Raw genomic sequence first — 18,042 nt, 5'->3', positions numbered from 1 at the left:
CGATCTCTCGGGAAGAAAATCAGACCACAGTCAGTGCGAAACCGAGAATAAAGGCCACCAAAGCAATCACAACGAGAACGGTAGAAACCGTTTGACTGGACGAATCCGTTTCGACATCGAAGCCCCACCTACCGGACAGAATACCGATACCGACGAAGATAGCAGCGAGGCTCCCTATCATCCCGGTTACTGACGACAGAGACGGATGACTCAGGACTGATTGATCGAATGACTGGCTTGCAAGTAGAAGTCCAGTAACGAGTGGTGCGACGCCGACTGCTTTCTTGGAGGACATACTCGAAATTCTCGTTCGCGGACAATAATTCCACCGGGAAACCCAATAACCAACCGGGGGCCTGTACGGGGATGGGGAGCGGATGGAAGTCGATCATCCCACCCGAATAATCCATCTGACGGGTTGTTTCCGGTCGTTTTTGTCTTCGATTAGCTGCCGATCATCGTGCTGTCGTCAGGTTGGTTCGGGAATGAGAACGATACCTTCAACTTTCTCCACCTCACACATGGAGATACACCCCACGGACGGCGGTTTCGTGGTTTCCGAGTTCGTTCAATCGGGCTTCGGTACTGCGAATCGTCATCTTTCGTTTCACGTCTTGAAGCCGTAAAATCGCATCAGGGCGTCGGGGTAAACTGACACTCTCGTGGTGGGATGGCAGAGCGGCCTATTGCGCCTGCCTTGAAAGCAGGTGGCGTCATGCCTCATGGGTTCAAATCCCATTCCCACCGTTTTCCGATGTGAGTAATCACCGAGTGACGCGTAGCGGCGCTCGGCACAGCACGAGCATCGAAAACGACGAATGGGATTTGAACTAGACCGAGGTTCTGCGCTGTGCGCAGGTTCTCGGACGTTGTTCAAATCCCATTCCCACCGCTTTTCACGCGATTACCCGACGAGCGCCGCGATGCGGCGCTCGTCTCGGCAGGAGCGGGAGAGCGGCATCCAAATCCGAAATTCGGGAGGCCGTTACGGACCGACGGCGACACGAAACATCCCATCAGGATCGAACAGATGGTTCAACAACTGTTCAATTATGGAACACACGGTATTTCAAACGATGAGTGGAGACACGGAACGGGAGTCAGGTTCGGAATGGACCGGAGATTTCGCACGACGTGCGGAACACAGGTCGATGAACGGGTCGGAGGGCAGTTTACAACAGTTCTGAAACGGTCGGCGTTCGGGAAAATCAGGGGGTAACCGGCAGGGTCAGTTCGACTTGGAAGCGGCGGCGAGTGTCTGGCCCGAATTCACGTCGTTCGACTGACGGTCGTTTTGTTTGCCACCTTTCTGCTTGCCGCCCTGAACGCGGACGATTTCGATGCCCGAGAGCATCGGGTCCTCCTTCTCGTGGATGAACTTCACGTTGGCCACGCCGTCGCGGACGGTCACCGTGTACGACTTCATCGTGCCGCGGTTGTGACCGAGTTCCTTGAACATGTCGTAGTTTTTGAGGACGCGCTTGCCTTCGATTTCGACGTCGAACTTACGCGGGCCTTTCTTCTTGTAGCTCTGTTTGTCGAAGTAGCTCTCGACGAAGTACAACCGGACCTCGTACCGGCCGTTCCGTACCGGGAACCGATACTGCATCTCGGTGTCGTCGCTCGGCTTTCCGGCGACGTCGGCGTCGTACCGCCGACTCTGGAACATGGCTTCGGGCGTTCCGGACGGGACGGCGGACGTCATCGAGATGTAATCGTTCGTGCTGTTCGTGTGGCTACCGCTGATACGCGCGTTGTTGAACCGTGACGGGCTATCCTCGGTGTCCGCGAGCCAGTACCGGCCGCCGTCGGAGGATTTGAGCTGTGGACCACCGACGTTGACACGATAGCGGACCGTCTTCTGCAGTTGTGTCGTCTGGGTGGTCGAAGTAGTCGATGTCGTTGTACTCGTCGTACTCGTCGGTGTCGCCGTGGTTTTCGGCGTAGTGGTGGCCGATTTCGTCGTTTGGGTCGTCGTCGCCGCGGTGGACGTCGCCTCCACGCTGGTCGTGGCTGGCGAGGTTCCCGGTGAAGCGTTCGCGCCACCGTTCGTACTGCCTGCTGGTCCGAGGATTCCGCCGGGAATCCCCGCGACGATGATGAGGCCAGCAACGAAGAAAACGACGCCGCCGCCGATGAGTATTCCCTGGATTAAACCGCCGGATGAAGAGCCTGACATATTTCTCATCTCCCCCGTATGTACCGCAACATTATCCGAAGGTCAGGACCCTATCCAGTTAATTATACACCAGCTAAAGTGAAATCCACCCGAAATTAGTTATGTGACGTGTCCGGCTATTCTTAAAGCAGCATGAATTAGCAAGCAGAACATCGAACTGGATGCTGTTGCTTCTCACTCGGGTGAGTACGATTGCAGAGATTGCGCTCCCGACGAGCGAGTTTGCACTCCGCGAAACGTTTTCGCAGGTGCCCGGTTCGAGGTTCGAAGTCGTGGGAGTCGTCGCACACCAAGCGGAATACGTGATGCCACAGTTGCGCGCGACCGCGACCGATATTTCGACCGTGGAGAAGGCGTTCGACGACGACGGAACTGTCACGGATGCCAAACTGTTGACGAAGTTGGACGACCAGGGGTTGTTTTCCATGCGATGGGGTGCCGACGTTGCCGAAACGCTTTCCGTGATTTCGATGGGCGATACGACCGTCCTTACCGCACGTGCCGCGAACAATCGGTGGAGTTTTCGTATTCAGTTTGTGGACCGCGACATGCTTTCGACAGTGTACGAATCCTGCCAAGACACCGGCATACCGATCGAAGTACAGAACGTTCACAAGCGAACGACGCTGCTGGACGAGTCGCACAAGCTTACCGAACAGCAGTACGAAACGTTGCGAAGCGCCATGGACAGGGGGTACTACGAGATACCGCGAAAGGCGACGACGAAGGACCTCGCCGAGGAGTTGGGTGTTTCACACCAAGCCGTGTCCGAACGACTGCGCCGCGGACACCGCAGTTTGGTCGAGACGGGGCTTACCGCGCCGAGCGAGTAGGACAGAAAGCAATCCTTTTTGCCCCCTCAACGAAACGTGCGAGCATGGACTGGCCCCACGACCCTGACGGTGAAGAAGGGAGCGAGGGAGGACGGAAGTACGGTATGGCTATCCTCGCGAAGAAGGTAGACGAAGACGAGGATTTCCCGCTCGAACGCGAGGAGTTCGTCGAGGCACACGCCGACGAACCGATCCGAATCAACTACAAGAAGGTCGTCAGCGTCGCCGACATCTTCGACCACGTCGAGGAGGACGAGTACGAGACGATCACGGATTTCCACAAAGCAGTCGGCAAAGGAATGCGATCCGGCGGGTTCTGGGACTACCACCCGGTCGGCGAGAACCCGGAAAAGAAACGAGCGTAACGCGTAACTCACTTCGATTCTTTCGACGAGCGCCATCGTTCGCCGCCACCGTTGGGTGTCGCGGCAGGTGGCTCGTTCGTGTCACTTCGGCCGCTTGGTTCGGTACGACTGTCTCGCTCGGGTCGATCGGTTTGGTCGGTTCGTTCCACGTCACCGTCCGGCAGATAGAGTTCCTCCTCGACTTCCCACGCGCGTTCCGAACGCGTCTCCGCGCGGACCTTCTCTTCGAGGAGGTTGACCGCGACCCGGTTTGCTCCCTCGGGAATGATGAGGTCGGCGTGTTTTTTCGTCGGTTCGACGAACTGCTCGTGCATCGGTTTCACCGTGGAGAGATACTGGTCCATGACGCCTTCGAGGTCACGGCCCCGGTCCACCACGTCCCGCTCGATTCGGCGGAGGATTCGCACGTCGGCGTCGGTTTCGACGTACACCTGCAAATCGAGCATCTCGTTGACGTCGGTGTCGTACAGCGCGAGTATTCCTTCGAGCACGACCACGTCCGTCGGTTCGACGGTGACGCGTTCGTCCTTCCGGTTGTGAACGCTGAAATCGTATTGGGGCATCTCGATGGCCTGTCCGGAAAGGAGCGAATCGAGGTGTTCACGCAGCAGTTCCCACTCGAACGCCGACGGATGATCGTAGTTCACCTCGGCGCGTTCCTCGAAATCGAGGTGCGAGAGGTCCTTGTAGTAGTTGTCCAATGGAATCCGGGTAACCGAATCGCTCCGGGATTCCGTGACTTCACGGGCGACTGTCGTCTTCCCCGCGCCGGTACCCCCGGCGATACCGATGACGAACGACGGAATACTCATTGTGGGATGCAGGGGAAACGACGATTTGAATCCCCCGACTTCGGGATTAGTGTGGAATCTGATCGGTTCTCCGCCAATTCCATTTTTGAGACGCAAATCACGATTAGGTTCGCTTATAATACCGTGTGCCCAACTCCCGACCAACAGTGACGAACGCCCAACTCACGTTGATACAAATCGACAACTACGGGCCGTGGACCGTGACGCCGGAACCGCGTCGGGAAGTCGACCTCCAAACGCTTCAATCGCGATTGTACGCCGACCTCTCCCAACTCATCGGTAACCGGGAAGGGTACGTCTTCTTCACCCGCTTCGACAACATGGTGGCCGTGACGAACGGTCTCTCGTTGTCCGATCACGCGCTCGTGCAGGAATCGGTCGGAAATCGATACCCCGTAACCGTCAGTTTGAGCGTCGCCACCGGAACGAGTCCAATTCAGGCGCTCGAAGATGCGACGGAACTGCTCCAGGACGCCGGGAGCGCGCAGGATCATTCGCGCCGCGAAATCCTCGACGGACGGACGATCGACGAGGAGTTCAGAACCGACGACGACGTGCAGATCGCCCACTTCGACGTCAACGACATGACGGGCAACTACACCGACGAGGTGAACGCCTTCGACTCCTTCATCCACATCGAACAGGGGTACGCGGAACTGATGCGATACATGCGCGAGGCACACGACTCCCTGTCGTTCTTCGTCGGCGGCGACAACGTCATCGCGGTCTGCCCGAACATGGACGAATCGGACTACGAGGACGTCATCGAGCACGTCGAGGAGACGGTCGAAGTCGAACTGAAAGTCGGCGTCGGCACGGGGAGAGTCCCGCAAACCGCCGGAATGGACGCGAAGCACGCCTTGGAGACGTGTCGAGCGACCGGAAGCAGGATCGAATTCGAGTAGTCGGAGTCTGATAAATCGATTCGAATCGGATTCGAATCGCATCGTTCGACGGCGAAAAATCGGCTAGTACCTTTCGCTGGATGTGGGAATAAAGGTGCCGGGGATACTTTTTAGAACGACCATGTCAACTGTTCACACATGGACGCGGAAGTTATCGTGCGGGACGTGATGACGCGGGAATACGTCGGCGTCAGTGAATCCGATTCGGTTCTTGGAGCGGTCCGTCTCATGCACGACGAAGGAGTCGGGAGCGTCGTCGTTCTCAGGGGTCACGAGCCGGTCGGTATCATGACCGAGTCGGACGTGATCGCCCTCGTCGCGAACGAAGACGACCCGATGGAAACGACGGTTTCGGAAGCGATGTCGAAACCCGTGCTCTCTGTGCAACCCAACCGGAGTGTAGCCGACGCCGCGGGGATGATGGCACAACAAGGGATTCGCCGGATCATCGTCACCGCTGACGACGAACTGCTCGGGGTGCTCACCGAACGGGACGTGATTTCGGCTTCGACATCCCCGTCGAGCATCTCGCGAACGCAGGAGCGGGAGATCGACCAAGGGGACCTCGGAAACCGGATGGGAACGAACGGCGGGACCGAATACGAAGGCCAAAGCATCTGTGAGGTCTGTGGCGCACTGACGCACGATCTGACGAACGTCAACGGCCAGTTGGTCTGTGCCGACTGTCGCGAATTTTAGCGGGATTTCCAGTTTTCCGAAACTCGAATCACTCTGGGACCCAGTAAAATTATTAATCATTGATATTAAACATCAATGTTTCAGAGAGTTAATAATCTGGAAAGGTAGATTTATATCGCCTGAGTCGAGACCCATGGCTGTCCATGCGATATGATATCGATCGACGTGACGTGCTGAAGGGACTGGGTGCAACCGGAATTGCCGGTCTCGCAGGCTGTATCGGCGGTGGCGGTGCCGGCGACGACAGCAGTACCAGCAAGAGCAGTAGTGACGGAAACGGCGGCGGAGGCGGCGACAACAGCGGTGGCCCCGACGTTCTCAACGTCATCGGCTACCCGGAAAGCGGGATTCAACTGTTCCGCGATTACTACCAGAGTACCGACGGAAACCAAAAGATAATCGTCCCCGACGGGTTGCGGGATTCGACGCTCCCCAAAAACGTCGGCAACGATATGGCAAACCTCACTGGAACGGCTCCTGCGGCGTCCGGGCCGAATCAGAAGGCGTTCAATCAGATGTACAAGGACGAGTACAACCGCGAACCGGGCGTGTTCAACTCCCACTCCTACGACGCGGTCGCCGTCCTCATCCTCGCCAACGTGGCGGCGGGGGCGAACGACGGGGGCAAGATCCGCGACCAGATGCGACGGGTCGCCAATCCCGGCGGACAGAAGTACGGACCGGAGAACTTCGTGGACGCCGTCAAAGCCGCCGCACGCGGCGAGGACATCAACTACCAAGGCGCGTCCAGCGTCGTGGACTTCGACAAGAAGGGTGACCCGGCGTCCGCGGCCTACGACGTCTGGAAGTTCGATTCGAGCGCCGACGGAGGGATCAAGACGGAGGATACCATCACTTTCGAGGGCGAACCGAGCGGCAAGATGGCCGATAGCTCGCCCGGTGGGAAAAACCGGACCGCCAAGGTCGGTATCCTGCTCCCTCAAACCGGTGACCTCGGCTCGACCGGGAGCCTGATGATCAAAGCCGCGAAGATGCCGGTAAAGCAAGTGAACGACGCGGGCATCAGCATCAAGGTAAAATCCCAGGTCGAGGATTCACAGACCAAGAAACAGGCGTCGCTCAGCGGCGCGAACGCGCTCGTTAGCGCCGGTTTCCCGGCCATCTGTGGCCCGGCATCCTCGGGGAACAACATCCCGGTGAGCCAGCAGGTGTACATCAAACAGGGCGTCGTCGGTTGTTCGCCGTCCAGTACGGCGCTGACCGTGACGAACTTGGACGACAACGACTTCGTCTTCCGGACCGCACCGAGCGACCTGCTCCAAGGCAAGGTGATGGCGCAAGTCGCGTCCAAGAAGCTCAGCGGCAAGACCGCCGCGACGCTGTTCGTGAACAACAGCTACGGCCAACAGCTGTCGGACAAGTTCTCCAAAACGTTCACCGACAAGTACGACGGAGAGGTGCTACAGAAGGTGTCGTTCAACAAGGGAGAATCCTCCTACACGTCCGTCATCAAAAAGGCGACCGGTTCGAGCTAAGCTCCCCTCTCGTTCGACCGTTTTCGATGGAAACCGTCGCCCCTACTGTATCGGTCGACATCCGATGAATCGAGCGACATCTATAATGATAATTTAAGATACATTTTTGCCTCGGAACGTTGAGACTCCCACCGGGTATGAGTCACAAAATCGACCGCCGCACCTACCTCCGAGCGGTAGGTGCAACGAGTACCGTCGGGTTGATGGGAACCCTGCAACAGGGAGGTGGGCCGGACATGCTCACCGTCATCGGCTATCCGGAAAGCGGGATTCAGCTATTCCGCGACTTCTACGGGACCGGACAATCCGTGCCCGTTCTCGTTCCGGACGGGTTACAGAGCGCCAGTCTACCGAAAGAAGTCGGCAACGACATGAAAAACGTCACCGGGACGGCACCCGCCGCCGCCGGACCGAATCAGCAGGCGTTCACGAAGCTGTTTCGGGACCAGTACAACGCACCACCGAGCGTCTTCACGGCCCAATCGTACGATTCCGTCGCCATCCTCATCCTCGCCAACGCGGCGGCGGGGGCGAACGACGGGACCAAGATCCGCGACCAGATGCGTCGGGTCGCCAACCCGCCCGGAAAGGAGTTCGGTCCAGCGAACTTCGTGGACGCCGTCAAAGCCGCAGCGAACGGGGACGATATCAACTATCAAGGTGCATCGAGTTCGACGAACTTCGACGTACACGGCGGTCCGGCGTCCGCCGCCTACGACGTCTGGAAGTTCGCACCGCAGACGCCGGACGGCATCAAAGTCGTCAACACGCGGGAGTTCACGAGCAAACCGGGTGGACCCGAGGCGAACAGCGCCCCGGGTGGAATGGGCCGAACGATCAAGGTCGGCATCCTGCTCCCGCAGACCGGTGACCTCGCCTCGGTCGGTGGGGCGATGGTGCAGGCGTCGCAAATTCCGATCAAGCAGGTGAACGACGGGAACGTCGACCTCGAAGTCCAAACGCAGGTCGAGGACACACAGACCGACCGACAGGCGTCGCTCAGCGGCGCGAACGCGCTCGTCAACGCGGGCTTCCCGGCCATCTCCGGCCCGGCGTCCTCGGGGAACTACATCCCGGTCGCGACCGAGGTGTTCGTCCCGAATCAGATCGTGGGCTGTTCGCCGTCGAGCACGGCGGTCACCGTCACGAACCTGAAGGATAACGACTTCGTCTTCCGAACCGCACCGAGTGACTTGCTTCAGGGTGCGATAATGGCGCAAATAGCAGCGGAACGGCTCGGCGCGAAAACCGCCGCGACGCTGTATGTGAACAACGATTACGGCCAACAGCTATCGAATCAGTTCACGAAAAAATTCACGTCGAGCCAAGGTGGTTCGGTGAGCAAACAGGTCGCGTTCAACAAGGGCGAATCGTCGTACACGGCCGTCATCCAGCAAGCGCTGAGCTAAGCGCCACGTTCTCGCCCGTTTTTCGCGTGCGTCGTCCTCGACGCGTCGCGTGCCGTCCAGTTTCCATGGCTACCGACGATCGGATTGTCGTTCGCGTTCGAACGCGTCACGACTGCGCTACCGTCCGGGTTCGTCAGCGTCGCGTTCCGTATCGTGTTGTCGTGTGAATCGACCAGCAGGATGCCATCCTCGGTCGAGCGAACGGCCACGTCCGTCACGCTCCCGTTTCGGACCCCGGCCAGCGCCACGCCGATCTTACTTCGCACGACCGAGACGTTCGCCAGCGACACGTTTTCGGAGTCGGAGACGAACACGCCCGACGAACTCGTATCGCGGACATCGCTGTCCGAAATTCGGCTCCCGTTCGAGTCGCTCATCGCGATTCCCGTGAACCCGTTCGTCGCCGTCACCCGCCGGAGACGTGTCTCCGGGGAGCGTAACACCGAGACTCCGTCCGCGGTTCGCCACGTCGTCACGTTCGCTACCGTTCCGGCGCTCGCGTTCTCGTATTCGATGCCGAACGTCCAGTTAATGGCCGTGACGTTTCGAACCGTAACGTTCCGACCCGTCACGGCGATGCCCGCCGTACCCTCCCGAAACACCCGTCCGTCCACGACGTGTCCCGCTCCGTCGAGAGTCACATCGTCGGCGTCGATCCGAAGACATGCCCGCTGACGGGTTTCGATGTCGTTGGAGAGGACGTAGTGGCCGGAGTGGGTGATCCGCGTACAGGAATCGAGGGACGTCGGGGCAGCGTCGGCGGACTGGGATGCGGTCTCAGCGGACTGGGACGCGGAAGCCGGTATCGTCGGCACGGGTGCGCCGGAAGCGAGAACTGAAGCGAGCACGAGGACGACCACGAGTGCGACGGCCGAACCGCTCCGGCGTGAGAGAATCATGACGATGACACGCGGTGCTGGTCCTTGGCGATTGTGGCACGATGAAACGGGGTGGTATGGTACGGGAGTATCCGCCGAAATCCCGGGATTATCCGCCGAGGAACTCCTGTCGGACCTCGTCGTCCGCCAGCAGCGCGTCGCCGGTGTCCATGAAGCGGTTTTGACCCTGCACGAGCACGTAGCCGCGGTCACAGCGTCGGAGCGCCTCCTTCGCGTTCTGTTCGACCATCAGGATGGCGGTCCCGTGGTCGTTGATCTCGTCCACCTTGTCGAACATCTCGGCGACGAGGTCGGGAGCCAACCCCGCACTTGGTTCGTCCAGCATCAGCAGGTCGGGGTCGAGCATGAGCGCCCGGCCCATCGCCAACATCTGCTGTTGGCCGCCGGACATCGTTCCCGCTTTCTGCTCCCGGCGCTCGTCCAAGATTGGGAAGCGGTCGAACACCTCCTGCATGGCGTCCTCCGGGACTTCGTCCAGGATGTACGCCCCCATCTCCAGGTTCTCCTCCACGGTGAGCGACGAGAACACGTTGTCGTTCTGGGGCACGTACCCCAGTCCGAGGTGGATGATGTCCTCGGGGGCGTCGCCGTGGATCTCCGTTCCGGCGAACCTGATGCTGCCACCCATGTACGTCGTCAACCCGAAGACGGATTTCATCACGGTCGATTTCCCCGCGCCGTTCGGACCGACGATGGTGACGTACTCGCCGTCCTCGACGCGCATATCGACGTCCGAGAGGATCTGTAAGTCCTCGCCGTACCCCGCGTCCAAGCTGTCGATATCGAGCAGCGCCATCAGATCTCCTCTCCGAGGTAGGCGTCGATGACTTGATCGTTCGAACGGATCGCCGCGGGTTCCCCTTCGGCGAGTACTTTTCCTTGGTGCATGACGATGACGTGTTCGCAGTTGTTCATGATGACGTCCATGTCGTGTTCGACGAGCAGGAACGTGTAGCCGCGTTCACGGAGTTCGTGAACGTGTTTGAGCAGTTTCTTCTCCAGCGACGGGTTGACACCCGCGAGCGGTTCGTCCAACAGTACCATCTGCGGGTCGGTCATGAGTGCCCGCGCCATCTCCAGCAGTTTCCGCTGGCCGCCGGAGAGGTTGCCCGCGTACTCGCTCGCGAGGTGGTCGATCTCGAAGAACTCCAGCATCTCCCACGCCCGTTCGAGCACGTCTTCCTCCTGTTTGCGCACGTCGCCTCGAATTATCGGCATCACGGATCGCCAGAGCGCTTCGCCCTCCTGTCCCTTTGGGGCGAGCATCATGTTCTCCAAGACGGTCATCTCGGAGAGTTCGCGGGCGATCTGGAACGTTCTGACCATGCCACGGTCGGCGATCTGATACGGTTGCAATCCCGTGATGTCGCGGTCGTTGAAGTACACCGAACCGCTGTCGGGTTGGTAGACGCCCGTGATGAGGTTGAACGTCGTGGACTTCCCGGCCCCGTTCGGCCCGATGAGGCCGGTGAAAGAGCCCTGTTCGACCGAAAACGTCGCCCCGTCGACGGCGGTGATACCGCCGAACGTTTTCCGGAGGTTCTCGACCCGGAGCGGCGTCTCGCTCAGGTCGGCGACTTCGTTCCCGATGTCGAGCGAGTTCGCATCGTCGGTGTCTTCTGCTTCGCTCGCGGTCATTGCTCCTCACCTCCGTCCGCCGCTGCATCCGGTTTCGGACCACCGGAGCCACCGCCTGGACGCAGGAGCGGAATGCTCGCCGCTTCCTCCTTGCGGTGACCGAGGACGCCCTCCGGCCGGTGGTGCATGATCCAGATGAGGACACAGCCCATGATGACCAACTGGAGTGCGTTGATGTTACCCATTATGTAGGAAACGAACGGCATGATGTTGCCGTTGAGTATCGGTCCGACCGCACCCGCGAAGGAGTTCGGAGCGGTGGGGACCTGAATCGATCCCCGGATGATGTTCTTCAGGTACAGCGGTCCCTGATACAATAGCCCGGCGAATATCGCCGCGCCGAGGACGCTCCCGGTGTTCGACCCGGCACCGCCGATGATGAGGGCCAACCAGACGAAGAACGTCACCTGCGGCTTGAACGAGGTGGGCGTGATGGCACCCTGGCGCATCTGCCAGAGGATACCCGCGAGCCCCATCAGCGCACAGCCGAGCATGAACGACTTGATCTTGAACCGGTCGGTGTCCTTCCCGAGGGAGTTCGCGACCTGCTCGTCCTCACGGATGGCCTTGAGCACGCGTCCGAACGGCGATTCGCCGGTCCGCTTCATCAGCCAGTAGTAGGCCACGACGAACAGTAACAGGATGATCGCGTAGGTCAACGAGTCCAGAACCGGACCGGAAGAACCGCCGACGAACGGATCGAGTGCGTGCTCGATCGCCGTGTACGGCCCACTGTTGAACAGCGGGTCGAGCGGATCGGAGAAGTTCAACAACAGTCCACGACCGCCACCGGTTCCGAGTTGCTTGCCGAACAGGGTGAACGTCTGGAACTGGTTCGACGTCACGATGAAACGGATGATCTCCGACGTCGCGATGGTAACGATCGCGAGATAGTCGGCGCGCAACCGAAGCGCCGGAAGCGCCACCAACAGGCCGAGAATCGCCGCGGCGAGCATTCCGCCGAGGATGCCGACCCACAGCGGGAGGCCGAGACCGGAAACGGTCGCGGCACCGGCACTCGCGCTTGCAGGGGGCTTCGAGATCATCGCCATCGTGTACAATCCGACGGCCATGAATCCCGCGATACCGATGTTGAACAGCCCGGTGTACCCCCAATGGAGGTTCAACGCGAGCGCCAACATCCCGTACACGCCGATGAGGAACGTGAGCCGTGCGAGGGAGTTCAACTGGCCACGAAGCGAGTAGCCGAGCAGTGTACCTCCCACGAGGTACAGCACGTAGATGGCCAACAGCGCGCCCAGGATGAGCATCGTGTCGTTGATTTCGAAATCGCGGACGCTCGAACTCATGCTGTCGTCCTCCCTGCGAACAGTCCCTGTGGCTTGAACAGCAGGATGAGGATCATCATGCCGAACGCGGCGGCACGGCCGAAGTCACTGGGGATCCAGATGATGGCGAGGTTCCACGTCAGACCGATAACCAGCCCCCCGAGAATCGCGCCGTAAATCGACCCGATGCCGCCGAGGATGACCGCGGCGAAGATGGGTAACAGGAGGAGCCATCCGAAATTGAATATGATGGTTCCGCGCCACAGCACCAGCAGGAAGCCCGAGATGCCGGTCAGGGCGCCGCCGATTATCCACGTCCAGCGGATGACCTGTTCGGTCGGAATCCCGGTAACGCGAGCGAGGTCCTCGTTGTCGGCCATCGCGCGCATCGCCTTCCCGAGCTTCGTCCGCTGGAGCAGCATGTGCACGCCGAGCATCAATCCCACCGTACAGACGAGGATCGTCAGGTCGTGTGCCGTGACCCGTACCGTCCCGTCCCACAGCAGGAGATTCCACGACGGGATGTCCTGGATCGCCGTCGTTCCGCGGCTTTCGGCCGAGAAGACGAAGACGACGAGGTAGCGAAGTACGAACGCGACGCCGATGCTCGTGATGAGCAAGGAGATCCCCTCCGAATCACGCATCGGCCGATACACGATCCGGTCGATGAGAAGCGCCAACACGACGGTGAACGCTCCGGCGAACAGCATGCCGAGGATGACGGCCACCGGCGTCGTCGCGATCGTGATACCGAGACTGCTCGCGTACACGGTTCCGCCCGCGCCGACGAGCAACAATCCCGCGATGTTGTTGCTCCCGAGTCCCGCGATGAGGTACGTGACTGCCCATCCCGAGAACGCGCCGCTCGTGATGTAGTCCCCGTGCGAGAAATTAGCGAAGTTCAGAATACTATACGTCATCGAAAGCCCGATTCCGGCGAGGCCGATTATGAGTCCCCGCATGAGGCCAGTCCAGATGAGTGACCCGACGTAGGAGACGCGTAGGTTGCCGGTTACCAAGCGTTGGATGAAATCGAAGACGAGGAGCACCGCGAATAAGCCGACGACCACGAGCAGTGGTCGTTCGACGATGAGGCGGCGTCCACGTGAATAGGTCTCAGTTGCATCGTCCATTGATAACTCTCCACATGATAACCGGTTCCAGTCAGGCTATTAAACCTTTCCGACAGAGCCTCCCATCGGATTCCGGTAACGACGGCATACTGACAAGGTCCAGAGAGGAATGTGTAGAAAGTAAATAACCCGACTATTTACTCGAAACCGTGTTTATTTCGAGGCTCAACTACCGACACACATATGCCGAGCGGTGTTGCAGGCACACGTATGTCCATACTGACCCTTGATGACCTCGCGGTTCAAGGGACGACGCTCGGCGTGCGTATCGACATCAACAGTCCGTTGACCGAATCCCGTAGCCTCGCCGACGATGCGCGGCTCGTGGCGCACGTCGACACGCTCTCGGAGCTGTTGGAGCGCGGCGGGAAGGTCGCCATTCTCGCCCACCAAGGGAGACCCGGGAGCGACGATTTCGCGGGTCTCTCGGCACACGCAGAGCGGTTGGACGAGTTGCTCTCCTATCCGGTTTCCTATTGTGACGGGACGTTCTCCGCGGAGGCACGCCGGGCCGTGTCGAACCTCCGCGAGGGCGAAGCGGTGGTTCTCGAAAACACCCGTTTTTACAGCGAGGAGTACATGGAGTTCCCGGCGGAGAAGGCCGCCGAAACCCATCTCGTCGACCGACTTGCCCCCGAACTCGACGTCTATGTCAACGACGCGTTCGCGGCGGCACACCGCTCACAGCCCTCACTCGTCGGTTTTCCGACCCGGTTACCGGGATACGCCGGTCGAGTCATGGAGCGTGAAGTGGACGTGCTCGGCGATATCGAAGGAACGCCACGCCCGCGTACGTACGTGGTCGGCGGCGCGAAGGTCTCGGACTCCATCGCCGTGGCCAGGAACGTACTGGAACGCGACCTCGCGGATCACATCCTGACGGCCGGAGTCGTCGGGAACGTCTTCCTGTTCGCCGATGGCGCGGACCTCGGCGAGGCCAGCAAGGAGTTCATCCACGACCAGGGATACATCGATTACATCGACGACGCCGCCGACCTGCTCGAAACCTACGGCGACAGGATTCACCTCCCCGAGGACGCCGCCGTCGAACGGGACGGCGAACGCGTCGAACTCGCCCGGGAGGAGTTCCCACCGAAGGAAGGCGAGGCCGCGATGGACATCGGCGAGGAGACGATATGCTCCTATTCGAACATCCTCCAAAACTCGGGGACGGTCATCCTCAACGGACCGGCGGGCGTGTTCGAGGACGAGACGTTCGCGGACGGCACTCGGGAGCTATACATCGAGGCCGGGAACGCCGAGTTCAGTATCGTCGGCGGTGGTGACACCGCCGCCGCGATTCGGAAGTTCGACCTCGACGGGTTCGACCACGTCAGCACTGGCGGTGGGGCGTGTCTCCGAATGCTCACCGGCGAACCCCTTCCGGCGTTACAGGCACTCTCCCAATAGATGGTGGTCATCGAGGCGGCGACGAGCGCCGACATCAACCCGGTCGTGGAGCGATGGGTGGAACTCGCGCGGGACCAGCGCACGTACGATTCCCACATCCTCGCCGACGAGAATCGGGGGGCAGTTCGGGATTCGATCGCCCGGCACATCATCGAGGACGGCTTGCTCGTCGCTCGCGATTCGGGCATCGTCGGGTTCGTCATGTTCGAGCTACAGACCGGGCTCTACCAGCAGACGACCACCCGGGGGCTCATCCAGAACGTCTACGTCGCACCGTCGCACAGGAACGAGGGTGTCGGATCCGCGTTGCTGGACGAAGCCGAAGCCATGCTCGCGGAGCGCGGTGCCGAGGCGTTCTCCCTCGACGTGATGGCGAGGAACGAAAACGCCCGCAGACTGTACGAAAACAGAGGGTACGAACCGCATCGAATCGAGATGGAAAAATCGAGCGAAAACGATAACCACTCAAAGGAGTAGCGAGAAGTGGGGGTTGCGCCAAGGGAGCTTGGGTGGTTCAAGCACTCGATTTGTAATCGAGACTACGTGGGTTCAAATCCCACCCTTGGCTTCCTTCGCGGTTCGTTTTGGCACCGAGAGATAGGGATAGCTGCTCGAAAGAACCCGAGGTTTTTGCACGGCGTACCGCACTGGTTTGCACGGAGTACCACACTGGTGTTGCTCGGAATCGGGAGTTTCGATTGGGAGCTACAGCGTTCGACAGGGCATTCACAATACCGGTGGAAACTACCCGTTAACCCTCTCCTCGCCGACGGTAATTCCCGTTACTTCCCGACGGCGTTCGATCCGACACGTTATGGTGGGAGAGATACCCTAGCACGAAAGGGGATGTGTACTTGATCGGTTCGTGAAAATACAACGTTGTAATGAAAGATAAAAGCTGGAAGATAAACAGGAGAACGATGCTCGGAGCGACCGGCATGGTCGGTGCCGGAACGCTGTTCAGCGAGGGTGCGCTCGCAAAGGAGTCGCACAAAAAGCACGACGGACGGGACGAGTCGTGTTGGTCGGGCGACTCGGCCGTCGAAAAACTGCTGGCACAGGCGTCGGAGAAGTTCCCCGGGGGAATCGTCTCGGTATACGCCAAGGAGGCCGGACCGCACGGCGAGGTGCTGGCGAGTCACGAGTCGGAAAAGGTCGTCAAACCGGCGTCGAACACGAAACTGCTCACGACGGCGCTCGCCCTCGAACATCTCGGACCCGACGAGCGGTTCGAAACCAGCGTGATCGGCGACGGTTCGAAGTCGGGGACGCAGTTTCACGGCGACCTCGTGATTCGCGGCAACGGGGACGTGCTGTCGCAGAACAACCTGAAAACGTTGGCGGGGCAGGTCGCCGATGAGGGAATCGAGGCGGTTCACGGCGACGTCGTCGCGGACATCACCGCGTTCGACACGTCCGGGTACGGCCCCGTCTTTTCGGTTCGCGGTCCCGGCTATCCGGAGGGGTGGACCTGGGAGGACCCGCAGTACTCCTACGGCGCGCCGAGTTCGACGCTCGCGCTGTACTGGAACAAGGTCGCCATCACGGCCAAGCGAACCGACGACGGGATCGATCTCTCGGTCGAACCGAATTCGGAGTTCGTCCCCGTCGAGTCCCACCTCTCGGAAGCGCCCGCCGGGTCGGACGGCTACTTCTACACCTACCTCGACCGGGTGAACGGGACCATCTACGCCATCGGCGAACTCCCGCCGGGGTACGAGGAGACCGACTTGTCACCCGTGATGCGCCCCGACGAACACGCCGCCGCCGTGTTCGCGGGGTTCCTCGAAGACGCAGGCGTGACGGTGAAAGGCGGCGTGACCTTGCAGACGGAGGAGAAAGACCGAACGGCGGCGTTCCGGACGAGCATCCGGTCGGAACCACTCCACGAGACCATCGGGCCGATGTTGCTGTACTCGAACAACGTCGATGCCGATCAACTGGCGCTGATGACCGCACGCCGTGCGACGGGGGTGGGGTCGTTCGACGCGTGGACGGACCTAACCGGGGCCTACTTCGAGAGTTTGGGAGCGCCTGCGACGGTTTTCCGCGACGGGTCCGGACTCTCGCAGTTCGATCTGATTTCGGCCGCCGACATGGTTTCCATGCTCGAATGGATTGGTCGGAAACCGTGGTCCGAAACCCTGTTCGGGTCGCTCCCGACGCCGGGACACGGTACGCTCGCCTACCGGTTGCGGGACGTGGACGTGCCCGTCCAAGCGAAAACCGGAACGGTTCGGGGAACGCGGTCGCTGTCCGGGGCTATTCGCCGAACGGGCAAACCCGACGTGTTGTTCTCGATTCTCATGTCCAACGTGACCGTGGGACTCGGCGACGCCCGGGACTATCAGGACGACCTGGTGAGAGCGCTCGTGGACGCCTGAGCGCTCGGACACAATCGTATCACGTGGTTCGAACGGTAGCGGGACGGCGGAGAAACGGGGCAGTCGGTTTTACAGGGGGATCCCGCTTCGGACTGACTGCTTCGGTGATACGAATGTCCGTGGACAGGATTAGCTACCGCTTAACGCCGGATTCCGCATTGTGAACTGTTGCTCGTTGTTTCTACCAGAATAATTATCGGACGGTTTTATACTGGCAGCACGCTTGCTTCCCTTTCATGAGCCGCACCCAGAGTGTCCCCCTCTGGATGGCCGAACCCGAGGAGTTCAGGAGCACGCTCAAGATGGTCCTCAGTACGGCGTACAAAAACGACCGCCGATTCGACCGAGCGTGGACGTTCCGATATCCCGACGAGACGCCCAACCTGATGGCCGAAATCACTCATCTCGAAAAGGGGGGGACCGAGGAGATTATGAATCCACCCGAGCCAACGAAACCACCGGAGCAAGCCGTGCTCAAGGATTTCCGCGACGTGCTCGGTGATCTGCTGCTGAAGGGCTACCGACGAGGTATCGAGTTCGACCGAGCGTGGTCGTTTCGCTACCCGAACGCTGACCATCCGGATCTGATGG

At 60.1% G+C, this 18,042-nt stretch carries 17 protein-coding genes and 2 tRNA genes; 12 read left to right on the top strand and 7 right to left on the bottom strand.

What is annotated here, in order from left to right; translation table 11 throughout:
• Nucleotides 1-664: 664 nt before the first annotated feature.
• A tRNA-Ser gene (locus tag NKF25_RS07090) sits at nt 665-747 on the top strand.
• 481 nt (nt 748-1,228) lie between these two features.
• Here the strand turns inward: NKF25_RS07090 and NKF25_RS07085 are convergent.
• Complete coding sequence (locus NKF25_RS07085) at nt 1,229-2,179, bottom strand: malectin domain-containing carbohydrate-binding protein (RefSeq protein ID WP_253226006.1); 951 nt, start codon at nt 2,177-2,179, stop codon at nt 1,229-1,231.
• Nucleotides 2,180-2,361: 182 nt separating this feature from the next.
• On the opposite strand from NKF25_RS07085, the gene NKF25_RS07080 reads away from it, so the two are divergent.
• Together NKF25_RS07080 and NKF25_RS07075 are read left to right on the top strand one after the other, a co-directional pair.
• Nucleotides 2,362-3,012 carry a helix-turn-helix domain-containing protein gene (locus tag NKF25_RS07080; RefSeq protein ID WP_253226005.1) on the top strand — a complete coding sequence of 217 codons (651 nt, stop codon included), beginning with the start codon at nt 2,362-2,364 and terminating at the stop codon, nt 3,010-3,012.
• Between the two features lie 44 nt (nt 3,013-3,056).
• A complete protein-coding gene (locus NKF25_RS07075) occupies nt 3,057-3,377 on the top strand; it encodes a DUF5785 family protein (RefSeq protein WP_253226004.1) in 321 nt (106 codons plus the stop codon).
• A gap of 8 nt (nt 3,378-3,385) precedes the next feature.
• Here NKF25_RS07075 and udk read toward each other — a convergent pair whose 3' ends face one another.
• A complete protein-coding gene (gene udk, locus NKF25_RS07070) occupies nt 3,386-4,189 on the bottom strand; it encodes a uridine kinase (RefSeq protein ID WP_253226003.1) in 804 nt (267 codons plus the stop codon).
• A 146-nt stretch (nt 4,190-4,335) separates the two neighbouring features.
• Here udk and NKF25_RS07065 point away from each other — a divergent pair, with 146 nt between their 5' ends.
• The 4 genes from NKF25_RS07065 to NKF25_RS07050 all read left to right on the top strand — a co-directional run bounded on the left by NKF25_RS07065 (nt 4,336) and on the right by NKF25_RS07050 (nt 8,698).
• A complete protein-coding gene (locus tag NKF25_RS07065) occupies nt 4,336-5,094 on the top strand; it encodes a GTP cyclohydrolase IIa (RefSeq protein ID WP_253226002.1) in 759 nt (252 codons plus the stop codon).
• A 138-nt stretch (nt 5,095-5,232) separates the two neighbouring features.
• Entirely contained in the window at nt 5,233-5,793 is a 561-nt protein-coding gene (locus NKF25_RS07060) for a CBS domain-containing protein (RefSeq protein ID WP_253226001.1), read from the top strand.
• 143 nt (nt 5,794-5,936) lie between these two features.
• Nucleotides 5,937-7,289 carry an ABC transporter substrate-binding protein gene (locus NKF25_RS07055; protein WP_253226000.1) on the top strand — a complete coding sequence of 451 codons (1,353 nt, stop codon included), beginning with the start codon at nt 5,937-5,939 and terminating at the stop codon, nt 7,287-7,289.
• Nucleotides 7,290-7,426: 137 nt separating this feature from the next.
• A complete protein-coding gene (locus NKF25_RS07050) occupies nt 7,427-8,698 on the top strand; it encodes an ABC transporter substrate-binding protein (RefSeq protein ID WP_253225999.1) in 1,272 nt (423 codons plus the stop codon).
• Here NKF25_RS07050 and NKF25_RS07045 read toward each other — a convergent pair.
• The 5 genes from NKF25_RS07045 to NKF25_RS07025 form a co-directional block, all read right to left on the bottom strand.
• On the bottom strand, nt 8,695-9,597 hold the full coding sequence (locus tag NKF25_RS07045; RefSeq protein WP_253225998.1) for a right-handed parallel beta-helix repeat-containing protein: 903 nt from the start codon (nt 9,595-9,597) through the stop codon (nt 8,695-8,697). The genes NKF25_RS07050 and NKF25_RS07045 overlap by 4 nt on opposite strands.
• An 88-nt stretch (nt 9,598-9,685) precedes the next feature.
• Nucleotides 9,686-10,393: an ABC transporter ATP-binding protein gene (locus tag NKF25_RS07040; RefSeq protein WP_253225997.1), complete on the bottom strand. Its 708-nt coding sequence runs from the start codon at nt 10,391-10,393 to the stop codon at nt 9,686-9,688.
• Nucleotides 10,393-11,235 carry an ABC transporter ATP-binding protein gene (locus tag NKF25_RS07035; protein WP_253225996.1) on the bottom strand — a complete coding sequence of 281 codons (843 nt, stop codon included), beginning with the start codon at nt 11,233-11,235 and terminating at the stop codon, nt 10,393-10,395. The genes NKF25_RS07040 and NKF25_RS07035 overlap by 1 nt, the downstream gene beginning before the upstream one ends.
• Nucleotides 11,232-12,545, bottom strand: coding sequence for a branched-chain amino acid ABC transporter permease (locus NKF25_RS07030; RefSeq protein ID WP_253225995.1), 1,314 nt, complete (start codon nt 12,543-12,545; stop codon nt 11,232-11,234). The genes NKF25_RS07035 and NKF25_RS07030 overlap by 4 nt, the downstream gene beginning before the upstream one ends.
• Complete coding sequence (locus NKF25_RS07025) at nt 12,542-13,657, bottom strand: branched-chain amino acid ABC transporter permease (RefSeq protein WP_253225994.1); 1,116 nt, start codon at nt 13,655-13,657, stop codon at nt 12,542-12,544. Before NKF25_RS07025 ends, NKF25_RS07030 begins: the two co-directional genes overlap by 4 nt.
• A 210-nt stretch (nt 13,658-13,867) precedes the next feature.
• Here NKF25_RS07025 and pgk point away from each other — a divergent pair, with 210 nt between their 5' ends.
• From pgk to NKF25_RS07000, 5 genes are all read left to right on the top strand, one after another.
• Entirely contained in the window at nt 13,868-15,067 is a 1,200-nt protein-coding gene (gene pgk / locus NKF25_RS07020) for a phosphoglycerate kinase (RefSeq protein WP_253225993.1), read from the top strand.
• Nucleotides 15,068-15,544, top strand: coding sequence for a GNAT family N-acetyltransferase (locus tag NKF25_RS07015; protein ID WP_253225992.1), 477 nt, complete (start codon nt 15,068-15,070; stop codon nt 15,542-15,544). It begins immediately after the preceding gene.
• Nucleotides 15,545-15,561: 17 nt separating this feature from the next.
• A tRNA-Thr gene (locus tag NKF25_RS07010) sits at nt 15,562-15,635 on the top strand.
• Between the two features lie 316 nt (nt 15,636-15,951).
• Entirely contained in the window at nt 15,952-17,451 is a 1,500-nt protein-coding gene (gene dacB / locus NKF25_RS07005; RefSeq protein ID WP_253225991.1) for a D-alanyl-D-alanine carboxypeptidase/D-alanyl-D-alanine-endopeptidase, read from the top strand.
• A gap of 236 nt (nt 17,452-17,687) precedes the next feature.
• The coding region (locus NKF25_RS07000) for a hypothetical protein (protein WP_253225990.1) at nt 17,688-18,042 on the top strand (355 nt) is incomplete at its 3' end.

This window comes from Haladaptatus sp. AB643 (assembly GCF_024136975.1).
Lineage (GTDB): Archaea > Halobacteriota > Halobacteria > Halobacteriales > Haladaptataceae > Haladaptatus.
Note: the sequence above shows the minus strand (reverse complement) of the source record. Positions and strands in the feature narration are given on the sequence as shown.